The organism is Undibacterium sp. Ren11W (genome assembly GCF_049340485.1).
Classification (GTDB): domain Bacteria; phylum Pseudomonadota; class Gammaproteobacteria; order Burkholderiales; family Burkholderiaceae_D; genus Undibacterium.
Genome location: NZ_JBMPPB010000002.1, coordinates 106,634 through 126,076, shown reverse-complemented (window position 1 = coordinate 126,076; position 19,443 = coordinate 106,634). Strand labels below are relative to the sequence as shown.

Here is a 19,443-nt window from a genome sequence, read left to right as displayed (position 1 = left end):
CTTAGTGGCTTTCTGTGAGGGTAGATGGTGCTTGCACGAACAGCGGCAAGCGGCCGTTCAACGACGGCCGATACGACCACTGCAATGCGGCTGGATCTAAGGCAATAGGCAGCGCCAGCAAGCTCTGCAAGGCCGCCGCGACAATATTCAAGGCCAGCGCTTGTCCCGGGCAAATATGGCGGCCGTGACTAAAACCAAGCAAAGGGCGTGTGGGTCTATCCAGACTAAATTCATCGGGATTTGGGGCTACGCTGTCATCCCTGCTAGCCGCAGCCAGTACCAGCAAGATGACGTCGCCAGCCTGCAGTGCGACGCCGTCTATCGTGCATGCTTGCGCCACGAAGCGACGGGTATTTTGCACCGGTGGATCTGTGCGGCACACCTCTTGCAGCAGCGCGCCAATTTGTTCTGGTGCCAGCCGCATTTGTTGTTGCAAGCCGTTTTGGCTCAGCAAGGCCACCAGACTATTCGCGATCAGGCCAGCCGTTGCCTCATAGGTTTGCGACAGCAGACCGATCAGATTCGCGAGTAGCGCGTCTTGAGTCTGCCAGCCGACGATAGCCGCCTCTTGCTGTATCTGGCTTACCAGGCTGTTATTGCCAGGCGCAGTAGCGGCGAGCAATTTGGCAAAGCTCGTTAGCAGCGACTGCGCGGCAGCGCTGGCAGCGGCCAGTTGCTCAGCACTACTCAAGGGTGATAAACAACGCACAAAATCGCCCATCCACGAGGCCAGTTGCGGCAACTCAGCTTCGGCAAAACCGAGCAGATCGGCCATCACATACACCGGCAGATCACACATCCAGGCGTTCAAACCTGCGGCATTTTGCAGCTCAAGGCGCGCTGCCAATAAGGCGGAAAAGTGCATAGCTCTGGCAGCTATGTGCACAGGATCGAGCGCCGCCAAAGCCTGGGCTAAGGCCTGCTTGGGCGCAGCATGAGCGCTGCCTTCATTCATCCGGATCAGATGGGCAAAGACTTGCCCGGCGCTGCTGCCGGCAATGGCGCGCGGCACCGGCTCGGCAGGCGGCCTGACCAGGCAGGCGGGATGCTCCAGCACTTGCTGCACGACACACGCACGGCTGGCGACCCAGAGCTTAAGTTCTGCGTCAAACTGTAAACCCTGCCCCGCCAGCAGGCTGCGGTAATAGGGATAAGGGTCAGGATGGCAGACTGCGACGACGGGATTTGAGGGAAACATTTGCTGGACTTAAGAAGTAGACTAGAACGCAGTGTAGCGCTTGATCGCTTACAACAATTCGCTTACCATCAAAGTATGCATGCAGACTACGCCGACACCCAACTATCCCGACTGGCGGCCGCCATTGCCGAACCGGCGCGCGCCCGCATCCTGTGCTGTCTGATGGATGGCCACGCCAGAACCAGCACCGAACTGGCGGTGGTGGCCGGGGTCAGCCCCTCTACTACCAGCGTGCATTTATCCAAACTCAAACAAGAAAATCTGCTCAAGCAGATGGCACAGGGTAAGCATCGCTACTACCAATTAGCGAGCGCCGAAGTAGCGACGGCGTTGGAGGCCTTACTGGCACTGGCGGGCTTACCTAAACCCAGATTCGTACCGAATACCCCCAGCCGATTGCGGCTGGCGCGTACTTGCTACGACCACATGGCGGGCACAGTAGCGGTGCAAATCCACGACTGCATGATGGCGCGCGCCTGGTTACTGCCTGGCGCAAGCGATGACACGGCCTATACCTTGAGCCCAGCAGGCATAGAAGGCTTGCAAGAGATCGGTGTCGATGTCAACGCTGCGCTGACATTACGACGGCGCTTTGCCTGTTCCTGCCTGGACTGGAGCGAGCGTAAACCGCATCTGGGTGGTGCCTTGGGAGCTGCCTTGCTCACTCTGATGTTGCAGCGCGCTTGGCTAACGCGCGATCTGGATAGCCGCGCACTGGCGATCAGCAAGCGAGGTAGCAAAGCCTTGCATGATTTATTTGGAATCTTGAACTGAGTAGCCGGCTAAGCTTATTCATCGCTGAAGCAGATCGACTTGCGTCTGTTATTTTGGATTATCTGGCCCAGGCAAATTACATTAATTAGTTCTAGCGCCGCAGGATAAATAAAAATATTGTAAATCGCTGGCACCATCCTATGATGAATAGCTAGCGATGTCGAGATCGGCGCATGGCAAACTAACTCACCTCAAAGGTCAATATGAAACACGTACAACTCATACTCGTCTCAATTGCGCTCATATTGACGGCAGCGTTTTCATCGGCTATCGCTGCCGACACCCCGGCCGACGCGATCGCCATGGTCGATAAGGGTTTAAGTTATCTACAAAAAAATGGCAAAGATGCGTTGATCAAAGAAATCAATAATAAAAATCCCGATTTCATCCAAGGCGAGCTTTATCTGTATATACGCGGCATCGATGGCACGATCTTGGCGCATCCGGTAAATCCCAAGTTGATCGGGAAAAATATGACAATTTTGCCGGATGCGAATGGTAAATTATTCCGCAAAGAAATCATCGAACTGGCAAAAACCAAGGGCAAGGGATGGGTAGATTATCGCTACAATAATCCAGTGACCAAAAACGTGGAAGACAAATCCACTTATTTAGTACGCAATGGCGATCTGATACTCGAGGCGGGGATCTACAAAGTTAAGTAAGCTATGCAGTATCCAGCAAGAGGTGCATAGTCGCTTAATCGAGCGCCTCTCTCTATCTCTCTAAACATCTGTTAAATAACGCAGTATCCATGCGCCTTACAGGCCCTTTTGCCGCCAGCAGCCGCATGGAATATGCGTATTGTTTGTTGAGAACTTCTAAATACCTAACAACAAAAATTTTTCTCGCCTCAGAGACTAAGCATTTTTTGACGTATCACTAGCATCACCGTTAGCGCCTATGAGTTTCCACTCGTCTGTTCTGGCTAATTGCGCCACGACCTTATCCCTGAGCATGCTCAGCAGACAAAATTCGACGATATTCCCGACGATTAAAAAGAGCCCCATATTGATGAAGATGGCGAACCAGATTGACTCATCTTGCAATTGCCTACCTGCGCCGAATTGAAACCATAAATAGACCGCAACGCCGCCTATCGCCAATGCGCTGAAACGGCTCCAAGGTATGGCAGAACGATCTTGTTTCGCCAGAATGAGGATGTCCTCATAGTGCTGCGGTGCTATCGATTTCAGTTCAGGGATCGCCATTAATAAGACGGTAGTGCTACTGTAATTGGGCATTTTTTGGACGATGGATTTGTTCGAGATCAGGCAGTGCTATCAGTAAAAACCAATAGCACTTCGTACACCAAACTTACTTCAGCAAACCCTCGGCCGTCATCGCGGCGATCACGGCCGGGCGGGCGGCGACACGGGCGCGGAACGCCAACAGATTGGTGAAGCTCGATATATCCAGACCGACAAATTGCGCCCAGTTGGTCACCGTAAACAGATAGCCATCGGCCACCGTAAACGTGTCGCCCATCAGATACGTTTTACCGGCCAGTTCGCCATCGGTAAACTTCAGGCGCTCGGCCAGTCTGGCCATTACCATAGGTTTGTAATCAGCTGGCGTCGCAGGGTTAAACAGCGGGCTGAAACCCTTATGTATTTCGGTACCGATAAAGTTTAACCACTCTTGCAATTTGGAGCGTTCAAAACTACCGTTGGCGGGTGCCAGTTTTTTATCCGGCACCTGGTCGGCGATGTATTGCACGATGGCCGGGCCTTCGCGCAACTGTCTGCCATCATCTAACACCAGCAAAGGCACATAGCCTAGCGGGTTAATCTTGTAGTAATCGCTGCCGTCTGGCAGTTGGTGGGTTTTGGTCGGCGCTGAAATAGCTTCATACTTCAAACCCGCTTCTTCCAATGCGATATGCGGTGACAAAGAACAAGCGCCAGCGGAATAATATAGTTTCATAGTTGAGCCTCGAATAAGTTCTTAGGATTAAATTGAGCGCAGGTGCTAGCCTGGATGGCTATCTTACTCCAGCTAAAATAGCTTTGCTGAAACTGCAAGAATTTGGATTCAATCCACATCCTCACTCTCACCGCCAGCATTATCCAGACCTTTTTTACGACCCTTATCGACCTCGGCTTTGAGCTTGTCTGCCTTGAGCATGAAGTCATCGACGCTATGATTATTGCTAAGGCGTAGCACCGGAGAAAACAAATCATTCATGTAAAACTCATCGGCCATACGGCCATTGCGCTGATGGTTCATCATCAGTACCAGGGCCGATCCTAGCCCCGACAACAAGGCCACCGTGATGAGCAAACGGCGACCCGGGCGGGGTTTGATAGTGAGCAGATGAAAATACAAAGTCGCGCCGGCGATAGCGACAAACATATGACTACCATAGCGTGTCAACACCTCCCATGAAAAAGCGAAGGCCAGCAACGCACTGCTAAAACTCCAGAGCTCGGCCAGCATCAGACCGCAGGCGGCGATAAACAAATGACGGCCAAAACGCGCATGGCCGCCGAACAGACGATTGGCAAAGGCCCACATGCCACTCCACACCAAGCCAGTCGCCAGTATTGGCGCTAAGGCAATCAGATAGCGCACTGGCGCAAATTTTTCAGTATCGGATAACCAAGTGCCAAACAGACCTAAGATGCAGATCATCAGCAGACCAGTCAAGGCTGGCGGAAAACCTTCCCAGGCATAATTGTTCGTATCGAAAGCTTCTTGTTCGACCTGAAAATCGGTCGGACGCAGGCGCACATTGGTTTGCCCCAGGCGCACCACAGAATTGCCATCGATCGCCAGTTGGGTATGGCGCTTACCTTTGTGTACTAGGCCATTCCGCGTACCCAGATCAATCAGACACAGCCGGCCTTGTCCATCGAGGTCGACCACTGCGTGATGCGCGGCGGTATGAACATCATCGAGGATAAAATCATTGTCATAAGCGCGCCCCAGGCGTATTGGCAAAGCACTCAGGCCGTGTCGCTGCAGCACCTCACCGTTGCGCGAGAGAATTTCTATGTAGTAAGCGGGCTTCATGGCTTACTCCCTGAGTTATTGCTGATAGAGTTGAGAAACAGACGCGACAGCCGCATGCCATTTTCGTAGGAGACGCCACGCGCATCGATACGGCTTTGCAGACTCATGCGGCTCTGATCGGTGCTGGCGGTAAACAGGGCGAAATCATAGAGACCGGAAAACTTTCTGTAGGCGCGCACACACAACACTGCCCGCATCGATAAATTTTTATTTGTCACAAACTCTTCAGTGCAACTGGCAGCCGTCAAACGTTGATCCTTATTCCCGGCCGGCATCTGGTTCTTGAAACTATTGCTGATGAGTCGAGAAAAGCGCATCGCATCGAGTTTCTCGCTACGGGTGTAGGTATGGCGTATCGCGATGTTACCGGTCTGCATCAGGGCCGACACATAGATCGCCGACTCCATCTGGCAATTCATTTGGTCGACTTCAAACGGTGCGTCGGGCTTGGCATTGGAGCGGCCCCAGCAACGTACCTGCTCCGATTCCCTGACTGGCACCCGATACGGCCCCAATGCTTTCAAACTGAGCGGGGTTTCAAGTAATTTGTTCACCATGACATTTTGATGCGCGATTAATTGCTGGCCGACCTCGGCATTAAAGTCTTTCGCGGTTTTCTTTTTTTGCTCTTGTTGTGCCGCCACTTTATTGAGCAACTCCACCACGAAGCGGGCCGGCACCAGGAAGCTCACCAGTTCGCCATCGAGGCGCTTAGAGACGTTGACACCGGCAATTTTGCCCTCGGCGGTGATATTCGGGCCTCCGCTCATACCAGAATTGATAGGACCGGTGAACATGAACTGATCATAAAAAGCGCGGCCTATGATGCCATTGTAGGAGCCTTCAGAAATCGCGAAACCCAGATCCAGAGGGTTTCCCAGTGAATACAAGTATTGACCCTGAGTCAGTGAAAATAATTTGGATGCCTGTTCCGGCACCTTGAAAAAGCCCGTCCCCTTGCGGCTTACTCTCACTACCGCCAAATCGTGTAGTACATCCACCGCCAGTAGTTCTACATCACCGCGCTGGCCATTGGTATCGACGAACTCGCCAACATACACCTCAGGCTCTAGCGCAATTTGCGACATCACGTGGTAATTGGTCACCACCAGATCGCTGCTACCGACCAAAAATCCTGAACCTACCGAGGCTTGAGTGCGCCCGCTTTTGAGTAAGACGCGTATTTGCAAGAGATCATTTTTGGCTGCGAAATATAACTTTTGGGCGGCCGAAGAAGGCGGTGCTAGCGGTATGCTTTCTAAGGTCGCGTCCGCTTCGCTGGCGGCAGGTAACTCGGGGACGACATCGGCCGCCATCAGCCAGGATGGCAAGCACAGCAGCAAGAGGAATAACTGTTTTAATTTCATACAAACTTTCAAAAACTAGATGCCTAGATGCTATCAGTAGAGAGAGCATACTCGATTTTATTGCACTATTGCATGGCAAATTTGAACGCGCAAATGATTACCAAAGAAACATTGCAATAAAATGTATATTTATCAATAATGAGGCTCTAAATTAGCTTTTTAGACACATGGGCCTCAGGCAAGTTTTTCTCACGCATGGCCATAACTCTGTTCAGATTGACGACTCAATAAGGAATCATAATGACAAAACGATGGATGCAGCTCGTCGCAAATTGCACGCTAATTACCTTAGCCTGGCCATTGGCCAGCTTGGCTAGCGGCAATGACTCAAACACTGAGGTTTTGGTTACGCAAAGCCAGAATCAGGCAAACCACTATCACGCCGAAATACGCCGCACCAGTATGGGGGTGCCACATATCAAGGCCGATAATTGGCGCAATCTTGGCTATGGTTATGGCTACGCTCAAGCGGAAGATAATCTCTGCACCATGGCCGATGCTTTTATCACTTACCGTGGCGAGCGCTCACGCTATCTGGGTGCAGAGGCAGGTCCGCTGAACGGCAGTACCTTAGAAGCAGCCGCTAATCTCGACTCTGATTTCTATCATAAGCACATCATTTCACCCGACGTGATTGCCAACGCTAAGGCGGCGCAAAATAACCAATTGCGTGAACTGATCACCGGTTTTGCGGCGGGCTATAACCGCTACCTGCAGCAGTTAAAAAGCAGCAGCAATACGGCACATAGCGCCTGTCGTTACGCCGCCTGGGTGCGGCCTATAGACAATGAGGACATCTATCGCCGCATGGTGGCAGCCAATCTGGCAGGCGGCTATAGCAACTGGCTGAACGGCATCGCCAGCGCACAGCCACCCACCAGCAATACTCCAATCCAGAAAAAATCGCTGTCGCAAAAACTACTCCCTGAGCACATCAAACTGCCAGCGATGCAGGTAGGCGGCAAGCATGGCGTAGGTAGCAATATGATCGCCTATGGCAGCGCTGCCACCGATACCGGCAGCCCGCTGCTGTTTGGTAATCCACACTGGTATTGGCGCGGGCCCGACCGCTTCTATCAAGCCCAGCTCAGCATCCCCGGCCAGATCAATGTCAGTGGCGTCTCTTTTCTGGGGGTGCCAGTGATACTGATAGGTTACAACGAGCATGTGGCCTGGAGTCATACCGTATCGACCGCCAGACGGTTTGGCTTCTACGAGCTTAATTTGGTCAGCGACGACCCCAGCGCTTATCTGCGCGACGGCAAAAAGGTAAAAATGACGGCAGTCAAATTGAACGTGGAGGTGCTGCAAGCCGATGGCCGTCTGGGCCAGGTGAAACGTACCTTGTATCGCTCAGAATACGGTCCTATGATCAACCTGGGCTTACTTAATCCTGGTCTGGCCTGGAACGCCAATACTGCGTTTGCGATACGCGACATCAACGCCGATAATTTCCGCAGTTTTCGCAACTGGTTGCGCTGGAATCAGGCTAGTTCTCTGGACGAATTTATCCGCATCCAGAAACAAGAGTTAGCCATCCCTTGGGTCAACACCACAGCGATAGGGCGTGGCAGCAGCAAGGTCTGGTATGCCGACATTGGCGCAGTACCGAATGTGAGTTCGCAACAAACGCAAGACTGCACCACGCCTATCGGCCAGATGCTAGGAGCGATTCCGCAATTGGCACGTATCCCATTTTTTGACGGCTCGCGCAGTAGTTGTGATTGGAAAACCGATCCGGACTCAGCCCAGTCAGGTGCAATAGGAGCTGCCAGAATGCCTAGCTTGCAGCGCGCCGACTATGTGGCCAATATGAACGACAGTTACTGGAGTAGTAATCCTAAGCAACTGCTGAGCGGCTACCCCGACATCATGGGCGATACGGGTAATGAATCTCTGTCTATGCGCACCCGCCTCGGCCACATCATGGCGCAGGGCAGGCTGGACGGCAATGATGGCTATGCAGGAAATAAGGCGAGTATGGAGACGCTTAAACAGATGGTGCTGAACAGCAGGGCGTTAACCGCCGAACTGTTCAAATCTCAAGCCATCGCTTTGATTTGCGCGAAGCCGCAAATCAATTTGTTGAGTGATCCCGAAACCGGGCAAAATTTCGCAGGCCAGGCGGTAGACGTGCGTGCCGCCTGCGGCGCCTTGCGGGCTTGGGACAATACCGGCAATCCGGATGCGCGGGCAGCCCATGTCTGGGATGAGTTCTGGCGTCGTGCCTCGCAGATACCTGAAGCGCAGCTGTATCAAGTTCAATTCGATGCCAGCGACGCGATCCATACGCCACGCGATCTCAAACCTGCGGTCAGCACTGATCTACAACAGGCTTTTGCAGCGGCGGTAATGCGGGTGCAGGCTAGTGGTTTCGGCATGTATGCAAGCCGTGCCGAAACACTTTACCTGACGCGCAATCAAAGACGCATAGGTCTATACGGTGGCTGCGAATATTCTGGCTATTTTACGGTAGCCTGTTCCGATAACAGGCTCGATCGCGGTGGCTATAGTATGGACTTTAATCCCAACGGCAACAGCTATATGCAACTTGTCAATTTTGAGCATCATGGAGTGCAAGCGTTTAGCATGCTGAGCCACTCGCTGTCGGACGATCCTGCCTCGCTGCGTTACAGCAATTCCAGCGAACGCTATGCGCATAAACACTGGCTGAAATTACCGTTTTCGGAACATGAAATCCGCAACGACGCTGGCTATCACAGCGTAGTTATCAGTCAGCATTGATGAACTAGCCAATAAAAAAACCGGAGAGTAAATCCGGTTTTTTTATGGTTGCGCCAAGCGCTATGTTACGGCTAGTTTGGAATGCTAAATTTTACAGGCTTAATACAGCCACAGCTTATCGGCATCCAGTTGCAGCCAGTACTCGCCCTGCTCCAACTTGAACGGGGAATAGGCGCGCAGACTGCCTTCGCTACCGGCATGGCCGAACAGACATTCCCAACGGTCGCCCAGATACATACAAGTCGTCAATGGCAGTTTGATCGCATTATCGGTCTGAGTAGACGACAGGCGCACTTTTTCCAGGCGGATAATGGCGGTGGCATCCTCGCCCACAATTTTACCGCGTAAGGTCGCCTTGAGCCGGGTACCGGCCACATCGATGCTGGCGAACTCACCGTCACGCTGTACGATTTTTCCGCGCAGACGGTTATTGCTCCCCATGAATTCCGCAGTGAACAGGGTGGACGGTGTTTCGTACATGCTTTGCGGCGTGCCTTGCTGTTCGATCACTCCATTATTGAGCAACAAGATACGATCAGAAATCGCCATCGCCTCGCCCTGATCATGTGTCACCATCAGGGCCGACAGATTCAGGCGCACGATCAGTTCACGCAAGAAAGCGCGCGCCTCTTCGCGCAGTTTGGCATCCAGATTCGAGAGCGGCTCGTCCAGTAAAATCACCGGAGGGTTGTACACCAGCGCACGCGCTATCGCTACCCGCTGTTGCTGACCACCCGACAATTGGTGCGGAAAACGCTCGCCCAGATGGCCCAGACCAAGTTGCGCCAACACTTCTTTGACCTTGGCGGCAATATCAGTGCCGTTCATCTTGCGTAGCTTTAATCCATAGCCGACGTTGTCATTCACAGTCTTGTGCGGCCATAAGGCATAGGATTGAAACACCAGACCAAGATTGCGTTGTTCGGCCGGAATTTCCAGCTGTTGAGCGCCATCAAATACGGAACGCTGGCCGATATGGATACTGCCGGTCTTTGGGGTCTCCAAACCGGCGACGGCGCGCAACAAGGTGGTTTTACCACTACCGGACGGGCCCAGTAAGGCCACCACTTCGCCGCGCTCCAGATTCATGGAAACGCCCTTGAGGATAGGATTGGCAGTGGCACCGGAACCGTATTCCAGAGTTAATTCATTGACGCGTAATTCAGACATGGTGTGCTCTCTTAATTTTTTCTATTGATACAGAATTAGATGCTGTAATTAGTCATGTTAAAAATCGATTATCGGGATGCAGAACAAGGCGAAAACCGCAGCAATACGTTGGTATTGCGAGGAGTTTCAACGCAGTTATGCGCCCGAGAATTCGATTTTGAACATGAACTAATGGCTTAACTTGACGCCGAAACGTAGTGCCAGACCCAGACCAACAGCGACCAGCGCGATATTGATAAACGATAGCGCAGCCACCAGATCGACCGAGCCACCGGCCCACAAAGAAACAATCAAAGCGCCGATCACTTCGGTACCCGGCGACAGCAAATACACACCGGTCGAGTATTCGCGTTCAAAGATCAAGAACACCATCAGCCAAGCTCCCAGCAAACCGAATTTAACCAAAGGCAAGGTGACGTCACGGGTCACCTGACCACGGCTGGCGCCCACCGCACGTGCGGCTTCTTCCAGCTCGGGGCCTACTTGTAGCAGGGCGGTAGAAATCAGACGCAGACCGTACGCCATCCAGACTACCGAATACGCCAGCCATACCGAGAAGATAGTCGAGCGCACTTCGCGCAGCGGCGGGATCAGATTGTCGATCAGCCACAGCGCCACAGGATTATCGAAGTGCTTGAGGCCGCCCTCCAGCCAGCTCGGCACGAACAAAAATACCCACAAAAATGCCAGACCAGCCAACAAGCCAGGAATGGCGCGCGGCACCAGCACGCTGTAGTCGAGCAGACGCGTGATGCCGTCCGGTTTTCTATGCATCGCCAACGCAATTGCGGCGTAGCAGATCACCGCCAAGGCACCGCCGATCACGCCTATCAGGACCGTATTTAAGATACCGCGCATCAGCGAAGGCTGTTCCAGAATATCGCGAAAATGCTGCAAGGTCAGCACATCGGCCAACTGCACTCCTTCGCCCCAATACGAAACAAAAGCGCGCAAGACAATTCCAGACAACGGAATCACGATAGTGAACACCAACCAGGCTGCCAGCACGCCAAAGGCCAGCCATTTCCAGCGTCCCAAAGGCAATGGTTTTTGACGCGAGCCCTTGCCTTTGATCGAGACATATTTATTCGCCGATTTGAGTAACCAGCGTTGTATCATCACCAAAGGCATTGTGACCGCCACCAGACAGACTGCCGCAGCCGCCATCAGATGATAAGACGGCGTACCGAGTTTATTGGTGAGCTTGTACAAGTAAGTTGCCAGCACCAGATGGCCCTCAGGATCGCCCAGTACCAGCACCAGACCGAACACTTCAAAGCCGAGGAAAAATACCAACACTGCAGCGAAAGCCAGCGCCGGCATAATCATAGGCAGCGAGACATGCAGTGCCACCTGAAACGGCGAGGCACCGGCCACACGTGCCGCTTCTTCTACATCCGAACCCAGACTTTTTAAGGCTGAAGACGAATACAGATACACATGCGGCACATGGGTCAGACCGGCGATCAGCACGATGCTAAAGAAAGAGTAAATATTCCATGGTTCCACCCCGGTCAGTTGTTTGATCCACAGTGTATAAAACCCCACCGGGCCCATCGCCACCACATAGCCGAAGGCCATCACCATCGGTGACACAAAAATAGGTACTAACAACATTGGTTCTATCCAGCTACGGCCGGGCAGATCGGTGCGCGTCATCAAAAACGCCAGCATGCCGCCCAGAGGGACTGCTATACCGGCCAGGCCACTGGCGAGTATCAAGCCGTTCCAGAACGCATCGCGAAAATCTGGATCATCAAAGATGAAACGATAGGAATCAAAAGTGAGTTCTTTGACCGGGGCAAAGAAGGGCGCAGATAAAAAACTCTGGAAGAATATCAGGGAAAGCGGAGTGAAAATTGCCAGCAAAGCTAAAGTTATCACCAGGCCGCGTGGCCAGTTGATGTGGGACCATTTAGCCGGTGGCGAGAGCGCGGGGGTGTGCATAAAATGCCCTGTCCAAATTAAGAAGAGTATGCCTTGCCTACATCAGATCCGAAGACACTAACGCATGCAAATTAAAAAAGGAAAATTGAGATTGCTCGCCCCTCACTCCTGTGCGAGGGGTTAAGCAAAGGTGTTTCTTAAGGGCTTACTTCTTCCCTGCGGTTTCTTTCCATTGTTTCAGAAAAGCCAGACGCTTAGCTTGATCGAGATATTGCAAGAGCATAGGATTGACCGGCAAGGGCTTCATTCCCGCTCCGATTTTTTTTGCCAGTCCTCTAGGATTAGCTTCACCCGTGACATCGGGTCTGATCGCGAATAAATTCGCCTCATTCGCGATGATGGTCTGGCCGCGCTTAGAAAGTGTGTAATCGAGCCAGAGCTTGGCTGCGTTTGCGTGTTTTGCGGCCTGACTGATGAACATCACACGCGACAGTATCAAAGTGTAGTCGGTAGAAAATTGCACGCCTATAGATGGATCTTTAGCCGCCCGTGCCAATGCATAAGAACCAAGAATGTTGTAGCCAAGCAGATTTTCACCGGAAGAAATGCGCTCTAACATGGTACCGGTCGAGGATTGCACCCGCACGCTGGCAGTGCCAAAGGCCTTGGCCAGATTCCAGAAATCGGTATTCTCGCGACTGTCCTGAGTGATAAACATAAAGCCTACCCCGGATTTTTCTATATCGTAGGTGGTGACCTTATTCTTGAATTTTCCGGTATTGGTGCTGATCAACTTGGCAAACTCGGCATGCGTCTTCGGTACTTCAGCGGCAGTCACCAGGCGCTTATTGTAGACAAATACCGCTGGTTCGAAGGTGGTGCCGTAGGCGGAATTATTCCAAACCGCCCAAGCTGGAATACCGCTGATTTCTGGTGAAGCGTAACTCAAACCATAACCATCCGACACCAGCTTAATTTGAAGATCCATGGCGGACGACCACATCAGATCTGCGCTATTGCCGCCAGCGGCCATCTCGGAAATATAACGGTTATAGACTTCGGTCGAATTCATGTCGTTATATTCGACCTGCAGCTCCGGATACATGCTCTTGAAATCTTTGATCAAAGGCTCGACCGCCTTGGTATCGGTGGCGCTATAAATCACCACTTTGCCTTCTTTTTTTGCCGCATCGACGATCTTGCTATAGTCGGCAGGATAACCGGCCGGTGCTTGCGCCAGGGCCGTCAGGCTGAAACTAAGGCCAGTAATGGCGACCGCGATGAGTGATTTCGAAATCATTTTGTCTTCTCCTTGATGAGATTTAATTTTTTTTGTTTATGGGTGAAACTGGTATTGCGATCAAACTTATATGGCGAACTAATTGCCGCGAACTGCGATCCGATCCGAATCTAACTAACGCACCAGACCAAACTCTTGCGCCTGTGAGCGGTAATTTGTCACTGCCCGTTCTATGTAATCACTGAGGGTTTTCCCTGTCATGGCAAACGGATACAAGCCATGCGCCTTGCGCATTTCATCGAAAGCAGGGGTCGCCATCACCGTCTGGAAATGACTGACCCATTTTTGATATTCGGCCTCGCTAACCTGCGGCCCCATATACACGCCACGAATAATCGGCCAGGTGACGTCGTAGCCTTGTTCGTGTGCCGTCGGTACATTGGCCAGTGGCCCCGGCAGGCGCGCATCCGATAGCACCGCCAATACCCGTATCTTGCCCTCCCTCGCATGCAGACTCGCTTCTGAGGCATCGCCAGAAACCGCCTGTACGTGGCCAGCCAGAAGCGCGGTGAAAGACTCACCACCGCCTTCAAAAGCCACCAGCCTCAAGCTCTTGGGATCGATCTTCGATTGTTTCGAGAGCTGCGCCATCTTTAGCCAATCCTGGCTGCCGATAGTGCCACCGGCACCTATCGCCACTGCCGAGGGCTTATCTTTGATGGCCTTCATCAGTTCGCGTAAATTTTGGTAAGGTGAATCTGCGCGCACCGCAATCATGCCGTAATCGGTGCCGATCGCAGCCACCCAACGCACGTTGTTAGCTTCAGATCGGCCAAATTTACCTTCGGCCAGATTCAATAATGAGCCGCCCGAATAGGCTACTAAGGTATTCGGTTCATTCTTGCGCTGCGCCACAATAGAACTCCAGGCCACCGCACCGACACCACCGGGCAAATAATTGATCTGCATTTGGCTAGCAGGCATAGCCTGTTGCGCCAGTTTACAAGTCTGATCCATGCCACCACCTGGTTTGGCAGGAACGATGCATTGCACTTTGTGGTCCTCCGCTTGCACAGGCGCCAGCGCCAACCATAACAGGCTGATCGATAAGGTCATGCAAAGTGGACGGAGAGAAAACGACATGAGTGAATCTTTCTTGTTGCTGCTTGAAGCAATTAACTTATTCCAGAATATGGCAAATAATACCGTTATAAGTCTTTCAGTAAGCTTTCAGCAAAAAAGCCACGCTGAAGTCTCGATTAGCGGCGCGATAAACTGTCGTTTTTCTGAAAAATTTTAGCGCTCCGCTCACGCATATCCCATGCGGCTTTCAGCCTGCCTGGCCTGCAGCCCGCATGGGATATGCGTATTCAGGCAGTGTATTATTGTTCGGCGGCCCGCAAATTACTGACTATCTGCTTGATTCCGGTAGCGGCTGCAAATCGTAGTGAAACACTTTGGAGATAATCTGCCAGCGCCCGTCTAGTTTGATCAGGGTCAGCAGATCGGTGAAAAATTTGGGGCCGATCGCGCATTCCAGGCGTACAAAAGCGGTCACTGGCCCGGCTAGTTCTATGGACAGTATGCGATCCTGGCGAGCTTCATGGCGGCTAGCGGGTGACGTGCGTTGGGCAACGACGGGGAAATACTCTTGCATAGTCAGGTGCAATAGGCTGCCGTCGCTGGCGCAGAAATATTGTGCGCTAGGATGAAACACAGTTGCCAGCAATTGGCTATCACTGTGATACAGGCCGTCGAAATAATTGGACAGTAAGGCGATGATCTCGGGGTAGTCGGTTTGCATAGTGAGCATTCAGGATTGAGAGTTTAGAAAATTTTTAGTCTTAAACTTCGACTTGGTTCAGCCACATTCTGATTTGCTGTATCACCCACGCCGCATCATCGAGCGGAATATCATGGCTGGCACTCGGATGTAATTTTAATGGGCAAAGCCAACGCTGCGCCAGGGTGATCGAGCACTGTACATTGACCAACTGATCGTGCTGTCCTCCCAGTAGTAGCAAGGGCACAGCTGGAGCTACCGGCGCGGCGCGATAGCGGATGGCTGCATACAGCTGGCGTAAGATATTGCTACGCGTGATAGTGCATAGTTTGGCATAACTCAGCCACTGCTCCAGAATAGCTGCAGCGCGCGTTGTGCCACTTTGCTGGCTGGTAAGGCGCAGGATCAATGCCTCGCGCTGCGCGAGCGAGCCTGCACATAAAAACTGCAGCAATGCAGGATAGTTTTGCGGCCTTAGACGCTGATAAAACGGATTGTAGGGCGCCAAACTGGTATTAATTAGTACCAGTTTTTCTACCTCATTCGGAAACTGTGTGGCCCAGTCGACCGCTACCATCGCGCCCAGTGATAAGGCCAGTACCCGATAAGGTGGCGCATGACCCAGTTGTTGCAGTTGCTCACGCAGCTCTTGCCGCATCGCGGCCACGCTACTGGAGCTGCGACGCGCATGCAAGCTGCCATTGCCAGAAAAATCCAAACAGACCACGGGCGCACCCAGGGCCGTTTGAAATTGCCCGGCAAACTCACCCCAGTGCCGTTTTTCGCGCATTAAGCCGCGTAATAAGACCCAGGTCGTGGGCTGTTCTGGCAATGGGATATTCATGGGCGATACCAGCGTGCTACTGCGCGCTCTTGCTGGCGGCAGCGGCGCGGACCAGTGGCCAGCCAATTCTCATGGCCGCAGGCAGCGCGCATCAAAAAATCGAGCAACACGGTATGGCCGCGTAAGACTCTTTGCAGCCTATGCTGAGCAGTAGGATTGAACATGCCGTGCCGTGAGAATAGCTGACGCGGATTTTTTTTAACCCACAACCACGATCCCATTTCCAGCGTCAGCGGCAAAAAAGTTTTGCCAGGATCTTGTTGTGCCTGCAGATATAGATAATCCCAGATGTCGCCATGGGTACGATATTGCAGACTTTGCGGCTCGAACAGGTAACGGTGATTCGGGTGGCTTTGTTCGAATAACTCTTCCAGTGCCAGGATGTCGGCCAGATGGGCGATAGGATGAACACTATGTGCATGCGGGAACCAGACCCGGTCGCGCAGGCCGAAGCCGGAGTGGCAATCGAGCGCGATGCTAAACGGGCGACTGAGTAACTCGTCTGTGACGACGCGGCACAGTGCCTGATTTTCGATTTCCATCGCGGCATCAGGTGCACCGCGATACCAGGGCAGACGCGAACTGTAGCGATGGCCACCGAGTAAAAACGGTACCTTGCCTTGCGCTTCTATCGGCGCATTGCGCATCAGATCGACGCCGTGAGGATTGCAGCGGGTATTGTTGGCCATGCCGCCGGGATTGAGTAGGGGCATGAACACTAGCCGCACTTCTTGTAATAGATGATGCAGGCTTTTATCCCAGCTTAAGCGGGTAATCAGGCCACGCAGAAAACACAATAAAACTTGCGTTCCTATGCGTTCCAGCCCATGGATTCCACCAAAAAAACCTATCGCGGGAGCGTTTTTATCGGGATTGCCCAAGCTTAGCTGATATACAGGAAAACGCTGATTTCCTGCCTGCACTTCACAGGCGACATGGGTTTCCAGATGGCCGCGGCCAAGCTTGATCAGACGTTCCAGTTCTCGTAATTCGGGCAGGCTGTGCATGGGCGATGTGGGAGCAAATAGAACTCGCCCATGCTAGTGGAGTAATGAAAGGAAAGCAAGATTTATGCGTATGCGTATGCGATACGATATGATTCAACTTGGAATCAGGCTTCATTATTTATCACACGATTACTATTCCCATCCGCATTCTATTTGTATGGAAATCACTATGTTTAATCTTCTCGCCCGCACTATGTGGATTGTTCTTATGCTTGGTTCTAGCATCGCGCTACAAGGATGCGCGCTTCCGTATGACATCATGCAAGAAGAAAATCGACGGGCGTGCGACAAATTGACGGACTGGGGTGATCGTTCGCAGTGCCTGAGTCAAAACAAGAAGAATTTTGATCAGTATGAAAAACAACGACAGGATGTGATTAACAAAAAAGCCGACAAATGACTTAGCTGTGGCCGCACAATTTAACCACGCAATCAGGCAACAGTTGCCAGATTGCGCACCGCGCTGCGCAAGGCCGCATGGATCGTTGCCACTTCATTTTTTTTGCCGTACTTATGCAGCCGGAACAGCATCAAACCCTCAACCTGCGCCACGATGAGGATCGCGCGCAACATGGCTTGCTCGTCTGAGATATCAGGCGACATGCCTTGAATTAATTTGTAGATGGTTTTTCTTTCGCGTGCCAGCATCTTGCCCATCAGTGCCGAGGCAAACTCATTGCGTTCGGCCAGCGCCCAGATTTCAAAAAACACGCCATGCGTGACCGGGTCGCTGAGCTCATCGAGAAACATCTGCATAGTCAAATCTAGCTGCTCTATGCGGGTTGAACCTCCCATGTTCTCGGCGATGGCGTCGAGTTTGGACTGAAACGTGTTCATGGTGAACTGCAGCATGGCTTCTATCAGCAAGTCTTTGCTTTTGTAGTAATGCTGGACATTGCTTAGGCTGATACCCACGTCACTGGCGACGCGCCGCATGCTCAAGCCGGCATAACCTTCGGCGGCAAAGATCAGGCGCGCCGCCTGTAAAATTTCCTGGGCCCGCCCCAGACCTTTTTCGGTGGTAACCGAGGTTTTGCTCTTGAGCTCGGTGCTGGTAGTGGCGAAGGTAGCGATGGTAGTCATGAAAGCGATAATATGAAAGTGATGAAATTATCCCACAGCCATTGACAAATAGTACGGCTGACCTATAATTTACACGCTATAGGTCGATTGACCTAATCATACATTAATGCATAAAAATTATTCAGGAGCCACTATGAGTCATCAGAGTCATAAAGTATTTGTGTCCGGTGTTGGCATGATCCCTTTCACCAAACCTAGCGCCACGGCGCCGTATGATGAAATGGGGGCCGCAGCCGCGCGCATGGCGCTGGCCGACGCCGGCATCGCTTACGAGGATATTCAGCAAGCCTATGTCGGCTACGTGTATGGCGATTCCACCAGCGGCCAGAAGGCGCTGTATAAGGTAGGCATGACGGGTATCCCGGTATTCAACGTTAACAACAATTGTTCAACCGGTTCTACTGCCTTGTTTCTGGCGCGTCAGGCGATTGCCAGCGGTGCCCTCGATTGCGTGTTGGTGCTGGGTTTTGAGCAGATGAGCGCGGGTGCCCTCGGTTCTATCTTTCAAGATCGGCCTAGCCCGTTTGATGCCTTCGATGAGGTCACGGATAAGCTGGTCGGTATGCCGCAAATCCCGCTGGCATTGCGTTATTTCGGCGGTGCCGGTCTGGCTCACATGCAAAAATACGGCACGCCGCTGGATGCTTTTGCCAAAATTCGCGCCAAGGCCAGCCGGCATGCGGCGAATAATCCTTTGGCCTTGTTCCGTCAGGTGGTGAGCGCCGAAGACGTGCTCAATTCCACGATGATATGGCCAGGCGTGATGACCAAGCTGATGGCATGTCCACCCACCTGCGGCGCGGCGGCGGCGGTACTGGTGTCCGAATCTTTCGCCAAATCGCGAGGTTTGAACCGCAGCGTGTATATCGCCGCGCAAGCGATGACCACCGATACTCCGGCCACCTTTGAATCGGGTGACATGATGCGCGTGGTCGGTTACGACATGAGTAAGGCCGCGGCAGCGCAGGTGTACAGCCAAGCGGGTCTAGGCCCTGAGGATCTCGATGTAGTCGAATTGCATGACTGTTTCGCGCAAAACGAGCTGATCACCTACGAAGCGCTGGGCCTGTGCCCGGAAGGCGACGCGAATAAATTTATCTGCGATGGAGATAATACCTACGGCGGCAAGGTCGTCACCAATCCATCCGGCGGCTTGCTGTCGAAAGGCCATCCGCTAGGCGCTACCGGTCTGGCCCAATGCTTTGAACTGACCCACCAATTGCGCGGCAGCGCTGGTGAACGTCAGGTGGCAGGTGCGCAAGTAGCCCTGCAACACAATCTGGGCTTGGGTGGCGCTTGTGTGGTCACCATGTACCGCGCCGCCTAATTA

Annotated in this window: 18 protein-coding genes; 5 read left to right on the top strand and 13 right to left on the bottom strand. The window is 52.6% G+C overall.

Translation table 11 applies throughout. The features are described from left to right. Nucleotide 1: 1 nt before the first annotated feature. Complete coding sequence (locus ACO0K8_RS07195) at nt 2–1,198, bottom strand: cytochrome P450 (protein ID WP_422945972.1); 1,197 nt, start codon at nt 1,196–1,198, stop codon at nt 2–4. A 75-nt stretch (nt 1,199–1,273) separates the two neighbouring features. Here ACO0K8_RS07195 and ACO0K8_RS07190 point away from each other — a divergent pair, with 75 nt between their 5' ends. Both ACO0K8_RS07190 and ACO0K8_RS07185 read left to right on the top strand, forming a co-directional pair. Continuing rightward, nucleotides 1,274–1,972 carry an ArsR/SmtB family transcription factor gene (locus ACO0K8_RS07190; RefSeq protein WP_422945971.1) on the top strand — a complete coding sequence of 233 codons (699 nt, stop codon included), beginning with the start codon at nt 1,274–1,276 and terminating at the stop codon, nt 1,970–1,972. Nucleotides 1,973–2,175: 203 nt separating this feature from the next. Continuing rightward, complete coding sequence (locus tag ACO0K8_RS07185; RefSeq protein ID WP_422945970.1) at nt 2,176–2,637, top strand: cache domain-containing protein; 462 nt, start codon at nt 2,176–2,178, stop codon at nt 2,635–2,637. Nucleotides 2,638–2,832: 195 nt separating this feature from the next. Here ACO0K8_RS07185 and ACO0K8_RS07180 read toward each other — a convergent pair whose 3' ends face one another. From ACO0K8_RS07180 to ACO0K8_RS07165, 4 genes are all read right to left on the bottom strand, one after another. Continuing rightward, a complete protein-coding gene (locus tag ACO0K8_RS07180) occupies nt 2,833–3,216 on the bottom strand; it encodes a hypothetical protein (protein ID WP_422945969.1) in 384 nt (127 codons plus the stop codon). A 73-nt stretch (nt 3,217–3,289) separates the two neighbouring features. After that, a complete protein-coding gene (gene gstA, locus ACO0K8_RS07175) occupies nt 3,290–3,898 on the bottom strand; it encodes a glutathione transferase GstA (RefSeq protein WP_422945968.1) in 609 nt (202 codons plus the stop codon). 108 nt (nt 3,899–4,006) lie between these two features. Beyond that, the gene (locus ACO0K8_RS07170) at nt 4,007–4,987 is read right to left on the bottom strand and encodes an FHA domain-containing protein (RefSeq protein ID WP_422945967.1); all 981 of its coding nucleotides are present in this window, start codon (nt 4,985–4,987) and stop codon (nt 4,007–4,009) included. Next, nucleotides 4,984–6,354, bottom strand: a complete 1,371-nt coding sequence (locus ACO0K8_RS07165; RefSeq protein ID WP_422945966.1) for a S1 family peptidase — start codon at nt 6,352–6,354, stop codon at nt 4,984–4,986. Before ACO0K8_RS07165 ends, ACO0K8_RS07170 begins: the two co-directional genes overlap by 4 nt. A 240-nt stretch (nt 6,355–6,594) precedes the next feature. On the opposite strand from ACO0K8_RS07165, the gene ACO0K8_RS07160 reads away from it, so the two are divergent. Then, a complete protein-coding gene (locus tag ACO0K8_RS07160) occupies nt 6,595–9,099 on the top strand; it encodes a penicillin acylase family protein (protein WP_422945965.1) in 2,505 nt (834 codons plus the stop codon). 99 nt (nt 9,100–9,198) lie between these two features. Here the strand turns inward: ACO0K8_RS07160 and ACO0K8_RS07155 are convergent, their stop codons facing one another. The 7 genes from ACO0K8_RS07155 to ACO0K8_RS07125 form a co-directional block, all read right to left on the bottom strand. Beyond that, nucleotides 9,199–10,269 carry an ABC transporter ATP-binding protein gene (locus ACO0K8_RS07155; RefSeq protein WP_422945964.1) on the bottom strand — a complete coding sequence of 357 codons (1,071 nt, stop codon included), beginning with the start codon at nt 10,267–10,269 and terminating at the stop codon, nt 9,199–9,201. 168 nt (nt 10,270–10,437) lie between these two features. After that, the gene (locus tag ACO0K8_RS07150; RefSeq protein ID WP_422945963.1) at nt 10,438–12,216 is read right to left on the bottom strand and encodes an ABC transporter permease; all 1,779 of its coding nucleotides are present in this window, start codon (nt 12,214–12,216) and stop codon (nt 10,438–10,440) included. A gap of 145 nt (nt 12,217–12,361) precedes the next feature. Further along, the gene (locus tag ACO0K8_RS07145) at nt 12,362–13,456 is read right to left on the bottom strand and encodes an ABC transporter substrate-binding protein (protein WP_422945962.1); all 1,095 of its coding nucleotides are present in this window, start codon (nt 13,454–13,456) and stop codon (nt 12,362–12,364) included. A 114-nt stretch (nt 13,457–13,570) separates the two neighbouring features. Then, nucleotides 13,571–14,539: a Bug family tripartite tricarboxylate transporter substrate binding protein gene (locus ACO0K8_RS07140; protein ID WP_422945961.1), complete on the bottom strand. Its 969-nt coding sequence runs from the start codon at nt 14,537–14,539 to the stop codon at nt 13,571–13,573. 268 nt (nt 14,540–14,807) lie between these two features. After that, a complete protein-coding gene (locus ACO0K8_RS07135; RefSeq protein WP_422945960.1) occupies nt 14,808–15,200 on the bottom strand; it encodes a nuclear transport factor 2 family protein in 393 nt (130 codons plus the stop codon). A 40-nt stretch (nt 15,201–15,240) separates the two neighbouring features. Then, nucleotides 15,241–16,023 carry an alpha/beta fold hydrolase gene (locus ACO0K8_RS07130; protein ID WP_422945959.1) on the bottom strand — a complete coding sequence of 261 codons (783 nt, stop codon included), beginning with the start codon at nt 16,021–16,023 and terminating at the stop codon, nt 15,241–15,243. Continuing rightward, nucleotides 16,020–17,030, bottom strand: coding sequence for a M14 family zinc carboxypeptidase (locus ACO0K8_RS07125; RefSeq protein ID WP_422945958.1), 1,011 nt, complete (start codon nt 17,028–17,030; stop codon nt 16,020–16,022). The genes ACO0K8_RS07130 and ACO0K8_RS07125 overlap by 4 nt, the downstream gene beginning before the upstream one ends. 169 nt (nt 17,031–17,199) lie before the next feature. Between ACO0K8_RS07125 and ACO0K8_RS07120 the strand changes: the two genes are divergently transcribed. Next, nucleotides 17,200–17,430, top strand: a complete 231-nt coding sequence (locus tag ACO0K8_RS07120; protein ID WP_422945957.1) for a hypothetical protein — start codon at nt 17,200–17,202, stop codon at nt 17,428–17,430. A gap of 32 nt (nt 17,431–17,462) precedes the next feature. Here ACO0K8_RS07120 and ACO0K8_RS07115 read toward each other — a convergent pair whose 3' ends face one another. Continuing rightward, complete coding sequence (locus ACO0K8_RS07115; RefSeq protein ID WP_422945956.1) at nt 17,463–18,113, bottom strand: TetR/AcrR family transcriptional regulator; 651 nt, start codon at nt 18,111–18,113, stop codon at nt 17,463–17,465. 133 nt (nt 18,114–18,246) lie between these two features. On the opposite strand from ACO0K8_RS07115, the gene ACO0K8_RS07110 reads away from it, so the two are divergent. Then, nucleotides 18,247–19,440 carry a lipid-transfer protein gene (locus ACO0K8_RS07110; protein WP_422945955.1) on the top strand — a complete coding sequence of 398 codons (1,194 nt, stop codon included), beginning with the start codon at nt 18,247–18,249 and terminating at the stop codon, nt 19,438–19,440. Nucleotides 19,441–19,443 lie beyond the last annotated feature (3 nt).